The following is a 16,860-nucleotide window of genomic DNA, read 5'->3' as shown; positions in this document are numbered from 1 at the left end:
ATCTAAGTGAGTCACCAAGTAAGGAAACTTTACTCGGTGATTGAAAATTAGCGCTTAATCGCAGCACGAAGTTTTGTGTACTCTGCTTGGCTTTTCATCTTACGTACATTGGCTTCAATGATGTCCGCACGATATTGAGCAATTTGCGCTTCGAGGGCTAATTCCTCGCTAAGTGATTTAAGTTCAGATACTGATTTTTTAGCTACTTGTCTCACGGTATTTACCTCCAGAAATAAACAATGTCCCTAAGCTTTGGACGACGCCCCAAGCTTTGTTGGGCTTCTAGTCAAAAGTTTAACAGGAAACAATTGAAAACTTCAGCAGTTAGAAATGCATTCTATTATTCACCCGCAAAGTTAAGCGGCTCGGTTGACATTAAACATCATTGAAATTTGCAGAATTGATAGACCCAAAGATTTCACTTGGGAAACGTCCCGGCATAAGTTTCTCAATAAATGGTGGTTCAAAGCTTACAACGCCTTCAGTATCGAGAAATTTCTGAACGATACGCTGTGCCGCAGTTTCGGAGCTACTATCATTAAGTCTGGATAAAAACATATTTCGACGTTCTTGAATATCTTCCGGTATGTAGCCATCATCAAGAAGTGCGCTGCTGAGAATATCTTGCAACTCAACCTCACTGGTCACTGTGAAGCCGACACCTTTTTCTACAGGCATAACAGAGTCGTCATTTATTGAGGCTTGGATAATTGGAACGCCCGTAGAAATGGCGCTATATACCAATGAAGGTTGATTAGTGACGACGACGTCACTGCTCATCAAGGCTGCATTTATCAGATTGCTGTCTTCCAAGGTGCTCACATGATCCCAACCTTTATTTTTAGCCATATTTTTGAAAAGCGTCAGATCCTTCGTCCCGCTTCGGTTGGTCCGTGCAAGGACGATATCTATGTCTTGAGATTCTGCCCATCGCATAATACGGGCGATCCAGGGATCTTCATCTTCAGGCGATGCTCGGCTTGTCAAAATAGTCACAATAGGCCGGCGTTCCGAGACATCTAAAGCATTGAGTAGCCTTACACGCTCATCGTCTTTATTCGCTTCAATTAAAGCATCAAGCGCCGGAATGCCGACAACACTTGCTTCGGCAGCTGTGTCACTGTTGCGACGCTTTAGAATGTCAATTTCATGCTGGCCGCCAGCTAAAAGAATTGCGGGGGCGACGAAAGGAAGTGTGCGTTCACTGGCATTTAAGAAGGAAGAGAAACTGTAAAAGGGTCTTGCGCGCGCCCCGCAGGCCGCCACGGCCAGATAGGCTAATGGGTTTGTATCAGGTGACTGCGTCATATAAACTGAGGTTGCGCGTGTGCGCCCTATCATGACGTTAAAGGCCGTATGAAACGTCAGTAGCTGATTAATCGTACGATTCATGTAAGATTGTGAGTGGGCTGCTATTAACGGTGCCCAGCTAATCGGTGTTGACAGGCTTAGGCATGACACCTCAATCCTGTCTTGTATTGATTTATGGATTCGCTCTGATTGTTCTGCGTCTTTAATTTCAAACTTCTGGTTTACTGAAGCAACATTCCATTTTTCTGCTAATTTCCGTCCTTTATAGAGCTCTGTGCTAAAGCCCCCGGACATCAAAACAGCGGCGTTGACTTTCCGTCGTTGCAGCTCGTCCAATACAGGAATTACATTCTGATGGAACATGGCATTATCTGTCAGGTGCAAAAGTAAAACATCTGCGGGTGAGGGTTGCTCTCCTTTAATGGCGCTAAAGTCCCCTGCGAGTGTTTCCACATTGAAAGGCGCTGCGGTTAATTCAAGGTTATGCCGTCTTTTTGCGAGCTTGGCTCTGATCGTCATGATATCAGCGACGTTGACAGTTTCCACCAAGCCTTTTTTTATTTGGCCTACGCCATTGACGATAACATCACCGTTGCGCTGTAGATTGATCAGCCGTGATAAAACGGCCTTTTCCACGATTGATATGGCGCTGCTTACGACCACAATAGAGCGGTGTCCTTCTTCCAGCACCCTGCGCAAGCGATGGGCCGCATAGAGCTCTCTGAAAATCAGGGGCCGCAATCCCAAAGCCCAAGCAGAACCTGTCGGGACTTTAGAAACGCGGATATCGTCTAAGGCGAGGCCAATCGTCGAAATATCGTAATTTACGAGAGAAAATAATTCCCGCTCTGTATCAGAGTCTAAATTGCGGGAGTCGGATAAGCTCATCAGATTTTGCGGCCCTTGACGCCGCACATAATCCATCAATTTTCCGCCAAAGTTTAAGACAAGTGTTGCATCTGATTCTTTAATGATGCGGGCTGCATATCCTGTTAGCGGTGTATCGAGCGATGCAGGGGGAATGGATAGAAAGACAATATTACAGGGCGCTTTTTTTACGTCGCCAGAGTTTTCGTCCTCAATTTCAGGGGTTGCTGTTGTCTCTATGTCACCGGACATTGAACCTCACTATTTCCCGCCCCATAAAATACGTTATTTAGAGCTTTGAATAATACCTTATGCTGATGAACCGATTGTGTATAGCTTGGTAAGTCAGACTGCCCTTCTTTTAGGATTTTGACCAGAGGTGCTGTCAATTGACTTGTATATAGCATTGGGAAGGGTGTTTCGCCGCCGCCATTCAGAGCAATCGTTTTGCCCTCAGCAATTTCATAATTATCGTCTCCTGCTTCTAGGATGACAGAAATGGCTTGGCCCTCAACCGGCAGTGAGGATAGCGACAGTGTTCCGCCCGAAGCCGTAATGCCGCGTAACGTACCCGTAACCTCTTTATAGCCCGCGCGTTTGGACTCGCGGACAAGTGCAGTGTCTTTATCCATTTCCAGGGAGATGACGGTGTCCCCCGCAACATATTCTAAGGCTGCGATAAAGTGGATGGCGTTGCATCCCAAACCCCAATCCGAACCTGAAACCGTATAAGAATTTACAGGTTTACCTCCCAAAGTCTCTTTAAGGGATTGGTAGCCCGGCCAGATATTACGCGAACAATTCACCCAACACGGCACTCCAAGATCATCAAGGATAGCCTGAACGGTCTCAAATTCTTCGAATTTGTTGAACAGAATCTTTTCTAAAATTATCGCCTTTGGTTTGCAGTGTTCGAGCACAGTGGTCAAAGCGGCTAGGCGATTAGCGGCGTCCACGGAAACTATTAGAAGGTCAGCTTCAGCGGGAAGCTTGGCCGCATCTGTGCTCATACGCAGATTATTTCCGCCTTTATTTTCCTGATGAAATCGTTCAGTGGACAGATCAAGCGAGCTTTGAAACGGATCAACGCCGTAAATATCAAGCTTGCCGATATCTGTATCGTCAATATTTGAAACAGATTGCAGGAGGCGGCTTCCAATATTACCGCAGCCTGAGATGACAATATTTGCCATAATTGATCCTTTAAAATTTCCCCGTCTTTAGGGCAGGGAGGCATAAGGTTCAATAGCGTGTTACCTTACGTTTTATCAAACTTATCTTTCCGCCGCACGCCAAACAGAAGACGTGTTTCCAGACGACCCCTTAGGGCAGCGTAATAGGCTTTGAGAAAGTCCAAGTCGCCCTCGGACATACCTTTGGACCATTTGATTTTGTTGCGAATACGCTGGGCAACATCTTTGACAGTTTGGAATTCATTGGCGCGAATTACGTTTTCAAGCACGTGAAGCTCATGCACCCCATAAGCCTCGACTTGTTCCGGCGTGAATATAAAGGCCGAATCCAGATCGGCTTTTTCTGAGGCGAGGTCTTTGGCTAATATTGGTTTAGGCGCGCGCACCACCCACGTCCCTGCAATGAGGTCGCCCGCCCGCAAACGGTCTTTGTTAAAGAGCGGGAAGAAGAGGAATATGCCGCTCCATAATAATCCTAATAAAGAAATCCACCCATCCACAGAATCTCCGCTCATAAAGAGAAATGAAAGCGGAAGGTTGATCTCTATTTCGCGCAGAGCATTACGAGCAAAAACCGCATTTGCCGTCAGGCGGGCATGACTACGCGAGGCGACGCGGATTTTACTCATGCGTTTGCCGGGGGTTGCCGCTTTTGGGCCCATTTCAAAAAACATATAGTAAAAGTTACGCACAAAGAAATTGACCAATATAAAAATCGTAATCGCAACCTCAGGGCCGGCAGATATCCCTCCGAAAACAATGAGGAAAAAAGCGGCAACCAGCCCGACATTGATGATAATTTGGTCGATGACATAGGCCCCGATACGCGCTCCTATATCGGCAAGCTGTACTTGAAGGTCGATACCTTCGGGTGTGATAAGGCGTCTTTGATCGACTTTACGCTGAGAGATAACGCCTACCATTACTCACTGCTTTCTTGGCGGCGTGGGCCATAGAAATAGAGCATCCAAATCGTCAGCGTCCCTAGGCCAATGCCGTAACGGATCAAATCATTTGTAATAAGTTGCCGTCCAAACCCTTCAAGCAGTCCGGCGAAAAAGAGCATAATCACCACACCTGCCATCAGCAGCGATGCCGCGCTTCCAGCCTTGGAAGCGGATTCGGTTCGGGTCAGCTCGCCCGGGAAAGCGACCGCCTTTCCAATATGCAGACCTGCCGCGCCCGCTAGAATAATTGCAAATATCTCTGTCGCGCCGTGTATAATCAGCCACCCGCCGACTTCAAAACCAAGGCTCTTTTCAGAGAAAATCGCAATAAAACTGCCGAGGATAAACCCGTTATACATGAGCAAAATCGCTGTCGGAATGCAAAAGGCGAATCCCAGAGCAAAGGCAAAGATGGCGACTTTGGAATTATGGCTAAACAGGAATGACGCAAATATGCCTAGCCCGTCTGCGTCGCCGTCATGGTAAAGCGTCTCGCGCAAGGTCTCAGCTGAAGCGGCAGGCGTTCTGCCCTGGGCCATGCTATCGGGCATGAAGGTGTAAAACCAATCGGGATTATTCTTAACAAGAATGAAGGCGAGCACGGTGGCCAATAAGGTCAAGGCTGCCGAGATAGCTGTTTCCTTCCAAAGTGCTTTCGCAGCTAAAGGCCAGTCACGCAGGAAAAAGGTTGAGATGCGTTTGCCAAGGCTCACTTGTGATCCATAGAGAATATAATAGGCGCGAGCCGTCAAGCTTTCCAAATATAGGATAACGCCTTGGTCGAGAGATGTGGCGCGCGCTACGGACAAGGACGAGAGCGTTGAGCGATAAAGACGCGGCAAGGCTACGATTTGCGCATCGGATAAGGATTTCATCCCGCGCCCTTCAATGGCCTTGAGAATAACTTCAAGCTCGCGCCAACTGTCTTCGCGCTCCGCTCTGAAGCGATGGCTCTTAAGCGTAATTTGGCCTACCATTAGATCGCCTCCCGCCGCTTAAGCTCAAGATATTTATTCAAAACAGCATTGCTGATTTTATCTGCGTCCACATCAACAATATGAACGCCCATGCGATGCAGCCGCGCGATAACTAAATCACGTTCCATCATAAGGTTTTCCGCAATAACCGCGCGGGAAATATCGTCTGTGTCTTTGGCAGTTTTCTTCACCAACTGTTCTAAGGCCTCGTCCCGAAAAGCCACAAATATAACGATATGCCGCCGCATCAGGCGGCCCATATTTTCAATCATAAGTTCCGCATTAGTTGTGTCCACGAAGTCCGTAAAGACCACAATCAGTGTGCGCCGCTTCAGGCTTTGTGCGAGCTGTGACAGGCCAAGGGTGAAATTGGTCTCATGATGCGAATAATCTATCTGACTCGTCAGGCGCTGTAGATGCGGAAAGCTATTCGCCCCCGCAATGGGTTGACTATAAAAATAAGGCTTTTGGTCAAATGCAAAATAGCCAATGCGATCCCCAATCTTGAGGCTAACATAGGCCATAAGCAGGGACGCATTCAGCGACCAGTCAAGCTTGGTCATGCCGCGAATAGGTTCACACATGAGGTGACCGCTATCGAGTGCAAAAACAATATTATGATTGCGTTCAGTACGAAACTCCTTGGCTAATAAGACGCGGTGGCGTGCGGTATGTTTCCAATCAATGGCGCGTTTATCCATGCCCGGCATAAATTCCGTTAGGGCATCAAATTCTGTGCCTTCTCCGCGTTCATCCTGAATTTTCTGTCCGAAAGTGGCGTCGCGCGAGAAGATCTCAATCGCCTTATCTTTGACAAGCCGTGTATTGGGCACCACAGGAATGTCTATATTCAGGGTCTCAGTTGTTTGGCGCCAAATGAGTCCCAGAGGGCCTTGCCAGCGCGCCCATAGACGCTGAATTTCACCATCGCCACGCCGCTCTGTTTTCAGATCAAAAGCCGCAAGGACGGCCCCGTTTGCAGCTTGGCCGTAAAAGTGCTGCGGCGCGACAGAGAAGCGGTCATTGACTGATAAGCGGCATTCCGGAGAGCGCGGTGCTGAGCGGTCTCCATAGTCGTATTTAAACCAGACTTGCTCCGTCTCGCCTATGAAGAAGCTACCGGGAGCTTTGACTTCAAATTCCATTTTCTTGCGCGGAATTGAGAGAAATACATCCAGAACAATCAGACCAACTAATCCCGCAATCCATGCCGCTCCCAAGGCCCAGAGTGCCGGGAAAAGCACAGCGATAATGAGGGTCACCGGTAAGCCGATGGCCATCAATATTGCGGCGCGTGGAGTGGGATAGATCATCTATGTTGGCCTATCGCGGCGCTTCTGTTTGCTCAATGACTTGCAAGATAAGTTCATCAGCCGTTCGGCCTTCGATCTCAGCTGCCGGAGAGAGGATAGCGCGGTGGCGCAAAGCGGGCAGGGCAATGGCTTTGACATCATCGGGAATAACAAAGTCGCGGGCTTGCAACGCTGCATGAGCGCGGGCGGCGGCGGATATCATAGCGGCGGCACGGGGTGAAGCGCCGGTTTCAAAGAGAGGATTACTGCGTGTGCCGCGTACTAAATCGACAACGTAATGCGTGACTTCATCTGTAAGACGTACGCTCTCTACGGCTTTCACGGCGCTATCAATATCCTTGCGGGAGACAACGGCTTTAACCCCCAGATCAGCCGCTTTGGGTGAGCCGGTTCGCGCGCCATGGCGACGAACAATTTCAATTTCTTCTTCGCGGCTCGGGTAATCTAAAACATGCTTAAAAATAAAGCGGTCAAGCTGTGCTTCAGGCAAGGGATAGGTGCCCTGTTGCTCAATCGGATTTTGTGTTGCAATGACCATGAACCGCTTTCCTAAGGGGAAGGCTTCACCGTCAATTGTTACTTGTCGCTCCTGCATAGCCTCGAGCAAAGCTGCTTGTGTCTTAGGCGGCGTACGGTTGATTTCATCGGCCAGTAATAGGTCGCAAAAAATAGGCCCCTTGACCAAATTAAACTCATTAGTTTGGAAGGAGAAAAGATTTGTGCCCAGTAAATCACCTGGCATTAGGTCAGGCGTGAATTGAATACGTCCAAAATCCATTTTCGTGACATGGGAAAAGACCTGCGCTAAAAAAGTCTTTGCGGTGCCGGGAACGCCTTCGAGCAAAATATGACCGCCTGAAAATAAGGCGACTAACATCAAATCAACTGTATCCGTTTGGCCGATAATAGCCTTTCCAATTTCCTCGCGGATTGTATCCGCAAGTGTTTTTACTGTGTCGAGGCTCATGAGCTCTCTCCCTGTTTATGAGATGTCGTTCGGGTCATTATGTTTTTCCAGTGATTCAGATCTTCAGCCAATTGCATCAGGCCGAGATTGTCAGTGGTCACGCCAGCGCGGTTTTGAAGGTCGGTATATGTGTTGGGCAAGCTGAGCATAGTCTCTTTTCGCGCCAGAATTGTATCTATGTCCTGAACGCGGCGTCCGTTCAAGTCGAGCTCTTTAATAACTTGTTTTCGAATAAGCTTTACATAGTCAGAGGCCATATTCGGCTCCCGCCCTGCAATGCGAATGAACCGCGCCGCATTATCGGCGAGTGAAAACTTTCCAAGCGCATAATCTCGCCGTACCTCCAGCGGATCGCCAAAGCGCGAAAAAGCTTGCCAGGCAATAAGCCCTCCCGCTGCGAGCAAACATAGAGTTGCGGCGAGGAAAGGCGGTTGGGTGAGAACTTTAATCACATTTGTTTTCCCGCCAAAGCCGTGAAAGGTCAGATCAAAATCAACTCGATTGGGGTCTGCTTCCGCATCAGAAATCACAGCTTCAATAATATCCACCGCGAAACGCGCACGACTTTTGGAGGCAATTCCCATCGTATTTAGAAAGTCTGGATCGGACAGGATATAGGTTGTTGTATCTTGGATTTTGACAAGAACAGGGCCTTCTTCGACCCTTATAATGTCCAAGAGTTTTTCACCCTTTAGCCATTGTAGGTTTTCGATTTCGATATCTCGTAAGATAGCTTTATCGCCCACTGTTGAGCGGGCCGTATATGTCACGGATTTATCATCAGTTTCTATGATTGTGAAATCGATTTCACCTGCCAGTTCTTTAAGGTCCCGTTCGTGATTGTTGTCATCCCAAACATGTTGCTCCCCCCATCCCTTCTGCACCCAACCAGCGCTGCCTTTTACCGGAGCCGTTATCCATTTGGGCATGATAATCAGCGTGGGCGCGTAAAGCTCTAATTCATCTAATCCATCTGCTTGGAACGGGCGGGACATAGTAAAGACCCTCAAGGCCGAGCTGTCTGCATATTGCACATTTTCCGTCCGAGCCATACGTATGTCGTAATCCATGTCCCCCAATAACCGCGTTAATCCGCCAAAGCCTATTGCGGATCGGGACAGTGCGTGGGCTTGGCCGTTATTCTTTTCACGTAGGTCACCTGCATAACCTGAAAGGGTGACCAAAGCAGCGAAAGAGAAAATCCCGATAATGACCAGTGAGAATATCATTTTCGGTGTCATCAACGCCGCCAGGCCAGTGCCTTTTTCGCGCCCCTCAAGGGTGTTCTTTATGCGTGAGGTCTTTTTTATCGGCGTAGCTTGGGTCATCTATGCGGCCTGCTTCCAAGCGGACCTTTGCGCGAATTGCGCATAGGCATCGCGGCAGATATCAAATTCCGTTCGGCCGATTGTTTTGCCCCCAAAATAAGATCTCTCAACAACGCCGCCAATTTTTGAAAAGGCCAGACGGGTTTCAGGCGTCAGTATTTCAAGCGCTGCAATTTCGCGTGATGTCAAAGATCTGCGAATAGTATTGGGACGGCGAATATCGATATCTTGAATGGAGCGAAATAAAAGCTCATGGACAGCCTCTTCAAAGCGTCCATCTGCGGCCAGTGCATCCACATCTTCAAGCAAAATACGGGCTTGGTCTTGGTCGGGAACATAGAGGGGCGGCGGGGCCTCTTCTGTAATGTCTTTAGCCTCCCGTTTGAAACGGGTCTCGTAAATTACTTTGGCAATAGCATAGAGGATCAGTGCAATGATGGCACCAATGCCGACGTAAAATATAATCTTCAGGACTGGCAAAATAAGCTCAATAAAAGCAGCGAGTCCTTGAAAAAACTTTTCGAGCCAGTCAAGCTTTGGCGGCTCAGGAGCCGGCGGCAATTCAAATTGTAATTTCTCGTCCCGCTTCATGGCGCGAAAAGCCTCGTCAAACCGATCCGCGTTTTGCGCGATGACGAGTGCTGAGGCAGACATAATTGCAAGGCCTATCGGCAAACCTTGCCGCGCTCTGTGTCTTATGAGTTGGGATTTCATAAAATCGTTATACGGGTAAGTCTGTTTAAATCCATTTCAAAATTTTAAAAACGATAAGCTGCACAATCGCAATGACAATGACACTTGCCGTCACAATCCAAAATCCGTGAATGCTCTCTGTCCAAGGCATGCCGCCAACATTGATACCAAACATGCCTGAAATAAGCCCAAGTGGTAGGAAAATGGCTGCGACGACGGAAAGGATCATCATATTGCGGTTCATTTCTTCGGCCCGCATATCTGTAAGCTGATCTTTTACGATCGCGCAGCGCTCTCTTATTGCTTCCAGCTCTTCTGTGATTCGCGTCGTTTGATCCGCAGAATCACGAATACGCAGACGATCATCGGCTGTAATGTAATTCAAATTTTGTTGAGACAAACTATTTAAAGCGTCACGCTGCGGGGCTATATAACGCCGTAATAGGATAGCCTGCCGGCGAAGGTCTGCTAATACAGCTCTGCTTTGAGCAGCATGAACTTCGTCGATATTTTCTTCTAATGCATCAACTTCCTCATTCAAATCTGTTACAATCGGTCCCATATGCTCTAAAATCGCCTGAGAATATGCGGCTATGAAGCCGCCGGGCGTCATGCTAGACTTAAGACTTAGAATATATTTAGCCATATGACTTGTGGCTTTCAGGGGGCGTTTTTCAATTGAGAGAATACGGTCCGATTGAACGTAGAACCTAATTCCAACCATGTCTTCAGGTTTACTGCCCTCGCTTAGGTTGACGCCGCGCAGATTGAGTAAGATATTCTCATTGTCGAGGATTGTGCGGGGCCGTGAGTCATCCGCCAGCAGAGTACGGCTCGCAGCAATATCCGTTTCTTGGTCGTCATGGATGAAGGTTTCTGTATCCAGATTATTCCGATCAAAATGTAGCCAAACAAAGCCATTTTTTTTGGGACGAAAATTATACTCATCGGGTTTAAGATGACGCGATGTTCCAGTCTTTGAAATATGTATAGCGTGGATAATTCCGGTCATGTGAAACCCCCTTTACATGTGGAAATTCTGGGGTTTGGAATTTAAGCTGTCAACATAGCTCATAGCTTATTATTTTCGCGTCTATGAGCCCGCGAAGTGAGTTGCCCATATATATGGCCTCTGCCTTGCGAAGCTGAGCTGTCGTAAGAGTCGCCTCCACCACATCACCTGCCGCAATAAGCTCGGCGCGTAATATGCCCGGCAAAATTCCCGAGCTTAATGGCGGTGTATAAAGTTGCCCGTCGAGTTTCACGAATAAGGAAGTAAAAGACCCTTCGCAGATTTGATTATCCTTATTTAAAAACAAGACTTCATTCGCACCTGTCAAGGTTTTTACGCGTTCTCTTTCCCCGTCATAAAATGTGCGGCGCGTAATTTTATCAGATGTATGTTGAACAGATGAGGATAGAGGATATTTGGATATAGAGACTTTCAGAGCGGTGAGAGACTGATAATCTTCATGGCGCATAGACTGCTCACCATTCCGGTCCAAGCTAAAGCGAACGCGCTGATCTTTGGCGGCTTTCGGTGACGGAAAACTGTCCAGTTTTTTTGTTAAAAAACCAAGTTTTTTTGCTGATGTGTTCAGTCGCGATAAGTGCCTGTCGCCTCTGATGTAACCCTCTTTGGGTGACCATTTCAACGTTTCGATAAGCGCGGTGTCTTCGCGCTTAAGCACGTCCGCCTTTAATAAGCATTCCGCATATTCGTCTGCCGCGGTACTATCTAATACCAAACCGCTTCCGACATTATAGCGCAGCTTACCCTCATTAAGAATGAGGGTGCGAATAGCGACATTGAAACAAGCATCGCCATTGGGGTCTATATATCCGATACCGCCGCAATAAGCCCCGCGCGGTGTGTCTTCCAGTTCGCTGATAATTTCCATAGCGCGAAACTTGGGCGCGCCTGTTACAGAGCCGCAAGGAAAGAGGCTTTTGAAGAGGTCTTCAAAAGAAGTGTCTTGCGTAACGCGCGATGTAACGCGCGATGTCATTTGGTGGAGAGTTGGATAGGTTTCCAGTGCAAAGAGTTCGGGAACGGCAACCGAGCCTACTTCTGAGATGCGGGACAAATCGTTACGAAGCAAATCAACAATCATAAGATTTTCAGCTTGGGATTTTACGTCACGCCTCATATCTTCCCTTATCGCCTTATCATCTTGCGCTAGAGCCGCGCGCGGACGTGTCCCTTTCATGGGGCGCATGGACATATCTTGGCAGTCTTTACGGAAAAAGAGCTCTGGTGAGAGTGATATGATGTCTGGGCCAGAGCCTAATGAAACAATGCCGCCATAGCGCCCTTTTTGGCGGTGGCGAAACGCAGCATATAGCTTATCGGCTGAGCCTTCATAATTTCCAAGCATAGGGAAAGTGAGGTTAATTTGATAAACATCACCTGCGCGAATATAGGCCATGACCTTCTCGAAACGTTCTTTGTAATCGGTCTCCGACCACTGAGGTGTAAGAAATATGTCCAGCTCTTCTGATGTATAGAGACAAGCGGAGGGCGGACTGGTGGATACTGATTTAAACACAGCAAATTGCATCAAAGGACCGCAACGTTCTTTCGGCATCAGGGGTGTTAATTTGGGCTCAAGCGCAAAGCCTAAATCATAGGACAGATAGCCTGCCAGATAGTAGCCTTGATCATGATAGTCTTTAAGGCGCGTAAAAACTTCGGAGATGTTTTTTGGATCACTAAGCTCAATAATATCAATCGGGTCGCTGTAATAACGCTGCTGATGCGTTACCTGATCATCGAGTAAAATATAAGGCGCTCTATCGCTCATAATGGCCGCTTAGACGTGGACGCCTTAAAAGGCAAACCCGTCTATCAGTCCGCCGTAAAAGCTGTTGCGTGCCTGTAATATTTGGGGAGGTTGTTCTGTGAAACAGCGGCGAAAACTGACTTGTGATCCTGGCGCAATCTGTCCCAAAAGCCACAGGTCAGCGCGAATGATTTGCAAGGCGCGGGGGTAACCTCCCGTGCAATGCCCATCAACCAACATGAGGATAGGCTGCCCGTCAGGAGGTACTTGTAGTGTACCGGGCAAAAGCGGGGAACTGGTCATGGACAGGTTTTTAGCGGTTTTAATGCGGTCGCCGCGCAAGCGAGATCCCATACGATCCGTAGCCGCACTGGCATGAAACGGACTGACAAATAAATGTCTTTGACTGGGCTTATCCAATGTCTCCCATTCTGCGGCGGAGCGGGCGCGAAGGACAATGTGGCGTGAGAGGCGCGGTGTATAGCCTTGCGGGATTTTGCGTGGGGCTTCACGGGGCCTGTTGCTTATTGCGAGGGTGTCGCCTGTGCGCAGAGCCCGGCCCTCAAAGCCGCCAAATTCAGCGGGGAGATAGGTTGACGCACTACCCATAAATTCCGCAATCTTAAGCCCGCCCGCAATCGCGATATATGCACGGCAGCCGTCACGCGCGAAACTCAGCGTTAGAATATCCCCTTTTTCAACGCGCATGGCGCTAAAGTTTTTGACATTTTGTCCGTTAATTTGCGCCCACATCTCTGCCCCAGCAAGGGCAATGGTTGTGGGCTCATTAAAACGTAAGTGAAGCCCTCCAAGTGCGCATTCTATAGCGGGGGCATCCCATCTGTTTCCCGCCATCCAATTGGCAAGTGCAAAACATAGCTTATCAGCGGCCCCGCTTTGCGGAATACCTAAGTGGCGATAACCGGGCCTGCCCGCATCCTGGATGGTGGCGCGTGTGCCTCCATTTAAAACCTCAATCATGAAAACAGCGCCTTGGAAGACGGAATAAAGCGAAGTGTGTCACCAGCTTCCATTAAAAACAGGTTTTCCCGTGTCTTATCAAAAAGCTTTAGCGGCGTGCGCCCTATGATTTGCCAGCCGCCAGGGCTGTCGAGACCGTAAATCCCGGTTTGCCATCCTGCAATACCAACAGACCCAGCTGGAACGGAGGCGCGGGGGGTATCATAGCGGGGATGTTGTAGGGCTTTTGGGACTTCTGAGAGAAAGCAAAAACCAGGAATAAACCCCATCATGCATACGCGGTAATCCTGTCCGCTATGCAGGTCGATAACTTCTGATTGCGTGAGGCCACTGGACTTTTTAATCGCCGCCATATCAGGGCCGTAACGCCCCCCATAGACCACTGGGATTTCAATGACCTTGCCCTTTGTTCTGGGTGACCTTGAGAGCTTTTTAAGCGTGTCATCTATTTTTTTGCAGGCGTCATCTAATGACAGCGCCGAGAGATCGAACACACATAAAATACTTTTATAACTGGGGACGACCTCTTGCCATATTGTCTGAGCTCTTAAGGTTTTGGCCAGATGGTTAAGCCGCGTATGCACTCGGTCGGAGTAGCCCGGGACGTCATAATCAATAAGAATGGCGCTGTCGCCATATCGCCGAATTTCAGGAGCCTTAATGGACATGGGCGAAAGCCTTTACCGAAATACCAAGAGCTTCTATTTCGCGGCGCACGAGACGCGCAGTTTCAACCGCGCCTGAGCTGTCGCCGTGTAAGCATAAAGTCTTGACCTTGATAGGCAGAGACTTACCGGAGGCCGTCGTCACGCTTTGCATTGTAATAAGTTTTTTCGCTTGAATAAGCCGCGCTTTTTGATCCTCGATGACTGCGCCGTCGATAGAGCGGCTTTGCAAATGGCCTTTATCGGTATAGCGGCGGTCAATGAAACCCTCAGGGATAAATGATAATCCATATCGCTCCGCTGCGCGCCCCATTTCGCTATTCGGAGCGCCCATCATAATTAACTGCGAGTCCATCGCCGTGATAATTTCTGCAATCAGTTCAGCCATTTGTGTGTCATTCACAGCATCATTGTACAGCGCCCCATGCGGTTTCACATAAGAAATAAAACTCTCTTCTTCCGCCGCGATTTCGGCAAGTGTTGTGATCTGTTCCAGAAGAGAAGATTTAAGCTCTTCAGCCAATATATCTTTACCGAGCTTCATTGACTTTCGGCCAAAATTCGCCTTGTCAGGACAGGATGGGTGCGCGCCAATTAAGACGCCATGTTCTTTGGCCCCGCGCACCATATGGCGCATTGATTTTCGCGTCCCTGCATGTCCCCCACAAGCGATATTAGCCGAGGAAATATAGAGCAGCATCTCCGCTTCATTGCGCGCCCATTCCGCATTATCAGCTTCGCCCAGATCTGCGTTCAAATCAATTGATCTCATATGACGTTACTAACAGCAAAATCGTAATTGAAAATGCCTGATTTGAAGCGCAAGAGAAGATATGATTGATAATCCGCTATTTTGGGTCACGGCTGTTATCTCCGTAATTATTACAGGTATTTCCAAGGGTGGTTTTGGTGGATTGGCACTTCTGGCGGTTCCTCTAATGGCCCTGACGATTTCCCCTGTCCAAGCGGCAGGGATTATGTTGCCTATCCTTATTGTCATGGATTGGGTGAGCGTGTGGTCATACCGTAAACATTGGGATAAGCGCCTGCTTATTCTGATGCTGCCCGGGGCAATATTGGGAATTTTAGCAGCGTGGCGCTTTGCGGCTTATGTCGATGATCAATTTGTCCGCATTTGTGTCGGACTGATTGCGGTATTGTTTCCTATTTATGCCGTTCTCAAACCAACGGGCCGGGAAGATATGATTGTCGGCAATAAACCGCTCGGTATGATATCCGGCATTGCGGCAGGCTTTACGAGCTTTATAGCGCATGCCGGCGGGCCGCCTTTTCAAGCCTATGCTATTCCGCAGGGTTTGGAAAAACGCATTTATGCCGGGACAGCGGTAATGTTCTTTTTTGTCGTAAATTTCGTCAAACTTCTCCCCTATGCGATGCTAGGACAATTTGATAAAGCCAATCTGACCACATCTTTCATCCTAATACCGCTCGCACCCATAGGCGTTCTGATAGGGGTTTGGTTGATTAAGCGCATCGACCAAGATGTCTTTTATCGGATTCTATATGGACTGATTTTTGCAGTCGGGGTGAAATTGCTCTGGGATGGCCTAGCCTAGATGGCTTCCCCGCATGCGGTCCCGCTTGCCCAGGCCCATTGGAAATTATGCCCGCCGAGATGGCCCGTCACGTCCACAACTTCGCCAATAAAATAGAGACCCGGCACATTTTTGGCTTCCATTGTTTTCGAAGACAGCTCATTCGTATCAACCCCGCCTTTAGTGACTTCGGCGGTGCGGAAGCCTTCTGTACCTGCAGGTTTAACATGCCACGCATTGACCATTAGCGCGAGATTGGCGAGCGCCGCGTCGCTCATATCGGCTAGTCGAAGCTGTTTGATATGGCTCGCTACATATTCCGCCAAGCGCTCTGGCAGGTATTGCGAAAGCCACACTTTGGGGCTTTTGCGCGGAGCAGAGAGGCGAGCCTCTTGAAGCGCGCTCAATATATCCGTCTTTGGTGCCAAGTTCACACTAATTGCATCACCTGCATTCCAATAAGAGCTGATTTGTAAAATCGCGGGCCCTGATAATCCGCGGTGGGTGAAGAGCAGGGCTTCGTCAAAACTGGCATCGGGATGATAGACGCGGCTTTCGGTACTGACACCCGCCAGCGCTTTGAGTGGTTCTTTCAACCCGTCGGTAAAGGTCAGCGGGACAAGGGCAGGTTTGGGCTTGATGATGCCGAGACCAAATTGTTCGGCGACTTTATAGCCATAGCTACTCGCCCCCATTTTCGGAATTGATGGGCCGCCGCAGGCAATGACAACCTTATCAACATTAAGCGATTGATGATTTGTCGTCACAACAAAACCACTTTCAAATTTCTCTATGCCCAGCACCTCTGTCGAGAGACGTATCTCATTCCCCGCATTGTCACATTCCGCGAGTAACATATCGATAATCTGCTGACTACGCCCATCACAAAAAAGCTGTCCTTTGGTCTTTTCATGAAAGTCAATTTTATAACGCTCCACGAGGTCAATAAAATCATAGGGCGTGTAGCGTGATAGCGCTGATTTTGCGAAATGCGGGTTTTGGGAAATGAAGTTATCAGGCCCACAATGAATATTGGTGAAATTACAACGCCCTCCACCGGATATTCGGATCTTCTCTCCAGCTTTTTTCGCGTGGTCGATAATGAGCACTGATTTCCCGCGAGCGCCAGCAACAGCGCCGCACATCAGGCCAGCAGCTCCCGCGCCGATGATGATGATGTCGAAAGTTGTAGGCATGGTTTTGGTTTAACTCATTTTGAGAGAGAGTCGAGTTTGGCGCTTGTTGAGAGATGCGTCAAAAATACCTCCGCTCATTCCTG

16 protein-coding genes are annotated in these 16,860 nt (G+C 48.6%); 1 reads left to right on the top strand and 15 read right to left on the bottom strand.

What is annotated here, in order from left to right:
- Positions 1-47: 47 nt before the first annotated feature.
- The 14 genes from F569_RS19565 to pxpA all read right to left on the bottom strand — a co-directional run bounded on the left by F569_RS19565 (position 48) and on the right by pxpA (position 14,797).
- Positions 48-215 (bottom strand): hypothetical protein, encoded by a 168-nt coding sequence (locus F569_RS19565; RefSeq protein ID WP_154813717.1) that lies wholly within the window; start codon positions 213-215, stop codon positions 48-50.
- Positions 216-375: 160 nt separating this feature from the next.
- Complete coding sequence (locus F569_RS0110825; protein WP_026942224.1) at positions 376-2,430, bottom strand: hypothetical protein; 2,055 nt, start codon at positions 2,428-2,430, stop codon at positions 376-378.
- On the bottom strand, positions 2,415-3,371 hold the full coding sequence (locus tag F569_RS0110820; RefSeq protein ID WP_026942223.1) for a Gfo/Idh/MocA family oxidoreductase: 957 nt from the start codon (positions 3,369-3,371) through the stop codon (positions 2,415-2,417). The genes F569_RS0110825 and F569_RS0110820 overlap by 16 nt, the downstream gene beginning before the upstream one ends.
- A 65-nt stretch (positions 3,372-3,436) precedes the next feature.
- Entirely contained in the window at positions 3,437-4,294 is an 858-nt protein-coding gene (locus tag F569_RS0110815) for an RDD family protein (RefSeq protein WP_026942222.1), read from the bottom strand.
- Entirely contained in the window at positions 4,294-5,295 is a 1,002-nt protein-coding gene (locus F569_RS0110810) for a stage II sporulation protein M (RefSeq protein WP_026942221.1), read from the bottom strand. Before F569_RS0110810 ends, F569_RS0110815 begins: the two co-directional genes overlap by 1 nt.
- Entirely contained in the window at positions 5,295-6,608 is a 1,314-nt protein-coding gene (locus F569_RS0110805) for a DUF58 domain-containing protein (protein ID WP_026942220.1), read from the bottom strand. The genes F569_RS0110810 and F569_RS0110805 overlap by 1 nt, the downstream gene beginning before the upstream one ends.
- Before the next feature lie 10 nt (positions 6,609-6,618).
- Entirely contained in the window at positions 6,619-7,575 is a 957-nt protein-coding gene (locus F569_RS0110800; RefSeq protein WP_026942219.1) for an AAA family ATPase, read from the bottom strand.
- The gene (locus tag F569_RS0110795; RefSeq protein WP_026942218.1) at positions 7,572-8,903 is read right to left on the bottom strand and encodes a hypothetical protein; all 1,332 of its coding nucleotides are present in this window, start codon (positions 8,901-8,903) and stop codon (positions 7,572-7,574) included. Before F569_RS0110795 ends, F569_RS0110800 begins: the two co-directional genes overlap by 4 nt.
- On the bottom strand, positions 8,904-9,557 hold the full coding sequence (locus F569_RS17620) for a hypothetical protein (RefSeq protein WP_051279800.1): 654 nt from the start codon (positions 9,555-9,557) through the stop codon (positions 8,904-8,906). It abuts the gene before it with no gap.
- An 85-nt stretch (positions 9,558-9,642) separates the two neighbouring features.
- Positions 9,643-10,608: a zinc transporter ZntB gene (locus F569_RS17615; RefSeq protein WP_051279799.1), complete on the bottom strand. Its 966-nt coding sequence runs from the start codon at positions 10,606-10,608 to the stop codon at positions 9,643-9,645.
- A gap of 49 nt (positions 10,609-10,657) precedes the next feature.
- Positions 10,658-12,400 carry an aminodeoxychorismate synthase component I gene (locus F569_RS0110780; protein WP_051279798.1) on the bottom strand — a complete coding sequence of 581 codons (1,743 nt, stop codon included), beginning with the start codon at positions 12,398-12,400 and terminating at the stop codon, positions 10,658-10,660.
- A gap of 24 nt (positions 12,401-12,424) precedes the next feature.
- Positions 12,425-13,360 (bottom strand): 5-oxoprolinase subunit C family protein, encoded by a 936-nt coding sequence (locus F569_RS17610; RefSeq protein WP_051279797.1) that lies wholly within the window; start codon positions 13,358-13,360, stop codon positions 12,425-12,427.
- The gene (gene pxpB, locus F569_RS0110770) at positions 13,357-14,028 is read right to left on the bottom strand and encodes a 5-oxoprolinase subunit PxpB (protein ID WP_084168989.1); all 672 of its coding nucleotides are present in this window, start codon (positions 14,026-14,028) and stop codon (positions 13,357-13,359) included. The genes F569_RS17610 and pxpB overlap by 4 nt, the downstream gene beginning before the upstream one ends.
- Positions 14,018-14,797, bottom strand: a complete 780-nt coding sequence (pxpA, locus tag F569_RS0110765) for a 5-oxoprolinase subunit PxpA (protein WP_026942215.1) — start codon at positions 14,795-14,797, stop codon at positions 14,018-14,020. Before pxpA ends, pxpB begins: the two co-directional genes overlap by 11 nt.
- A 61-nt stretch (positions 14,798-14,858) precedes the next feature.
- Between pxpA and F569_RS0110760 the strand changes: the two genes are divergently transcribed.
- Entirely contained in the window at positions 14,859-15,602 is a 744-nt protein-coding gene (locus F569_RS0110760; protein ID WP_026942214.1) for a sulfite exporter TauE/SafE family protein, read from the top strand.
- Here the strand turns inward: F569_RS0110760 and F569_RS0110755 are convergent.
- Positions 15,599-16,777 (bottom strand): BaiN/RdsA family NAD(P)/FAD-dependent oxidoreductase, encoded by a 1,179-nt coding sequence (locus F569_RS0110755; protein WP_026942213.1) that lies wholly within the window; start codon positions 16,775-16,777, stop codon positions 15,599-15,601. The genes F569_RS0110760 and F569_RS0110755 overlap by 4 nt on opposite strands.
- Positions 16,778-16,860 lie beyond the last annotated feature (83 nt).

Source organism: Hellea balneolensis DSM 19091 (assembly GCF_000428525.1).
GTDB lineage: Bacteria > Pseudomonadota > Alphaproteobacteria > Caulobacterales > Maricaulaceae > Hellea > Hellea balneolensis.
This window is presented reverse-complemented; position numbering and strand designations above follow the sequence as displayed.

Excerpts from the sequence above, each read along its gene's own strand:
- F569_RS0110760 (WP_026942214.1), top strand. The coding sequence starts at position 14,859 with ATGATTGATAATCCGCTATTTTGGGTCACGGCTGTTATCTCCGTAATT.
- F569_RS0110800 (WP_026942219.1), bottom strand. The coding sequence starts at position 7,575 with ATGAGCCTCGACACAGTAAAAACACTTGCGGATACAATCCGCGAGGAA.
- F569_RS0110805 (WP_026942220.1), bottom strand. The coding sequence starts at position 6,608 with ATGATCTATCCCACTCCACGCGCCGCAATATTGATGGCCATCGGCTTA.
- F569_RS0110795 (WP_026942218.1), bottom strand. The coding sequence starts at position 8,903 with ATGACCCAAGCTACGCCGATAAAAAAGACCTCACGCATAAAGAACACC.
- F569_RS0110825 (WP_026942224.1), bottom strand. The coding sequence starts at position 2,430 with ATGTCCGGTGACATAGAGACAACAGCAACCCCTGAAATTGAGGACGAA.
- F569_RS0110755 (WP_026942213.1), bottom strand. The coding sequence starts at position 16,777 with ATGCCTACAACTTTCGACATCATCATCATCGGCGCGGGAGCTGCTGGC.
- F569_RS0110815 (WP_026942222.1), bottom strand. The coding sequence starts at position 4,294 with ATGGTAGGCGTTATCTCTCAGCGTAAAGTCGATCAAAGACGCCTTATC.
- pxpB (WP_084168989.1), bottom strand. The coding sequence starts at position 14,028 with ATGTCCATTAAGGCTCCTGAAATTCGGCGATATGGCGACAGCGCCATT.
- F569_RS17615 (WP_051279799.1), bottom strand. The coding sequence starts at position 10,608 with ATGACCGGAATTATCCACGCTATACATATTTCAAAGACTGGAACATCG.
- F569_RS0110820 (WP_026942223.1), bottom strand. The coding sequence starts at position 3,371 with ATGGCAAATATTGTCATCTCAGGCTGCGGTAATATTGGAAGCCGCCTC.
- F569_RS0110810 (WP_026942221.1), bottom strand. The coding sequence starts at position 5,295 with ATGGTAGGCCAAATTACGCTTAAGAGCCATCGCTTCAGAGCGGAGCGC.
- pxpA (WP_026942215.1), bottom strand. The coding sequence starts at position 14,797 with ATGAGATCAATTGATTTGAACGCAGATCTGGGCGAAGCTGATAATGCG.
- F569_RS17620 (WP_051279800.1), bottom strand. The coding sequence starts at position 9,557 with ATGTCTGCCTCAGCACTCGTCATCGCGCAAAACGCGGATCGGTTTGAC.
- F569_RS17610 (WP_051279797.1), bottom strand. The coding sequence starts at position 13,360 with ATGATTGAGGTTTTAAATGGAGGCACACGCGCCACCATCCAGGATGCG.
- F569_RS0110780 (WP_051279798.1), bottom strand. The coding sequence starts at position 12,400 with ATGAGCGATAGAGCGCCTTATATTTTACTCGATGATCAGGTAACGCAT.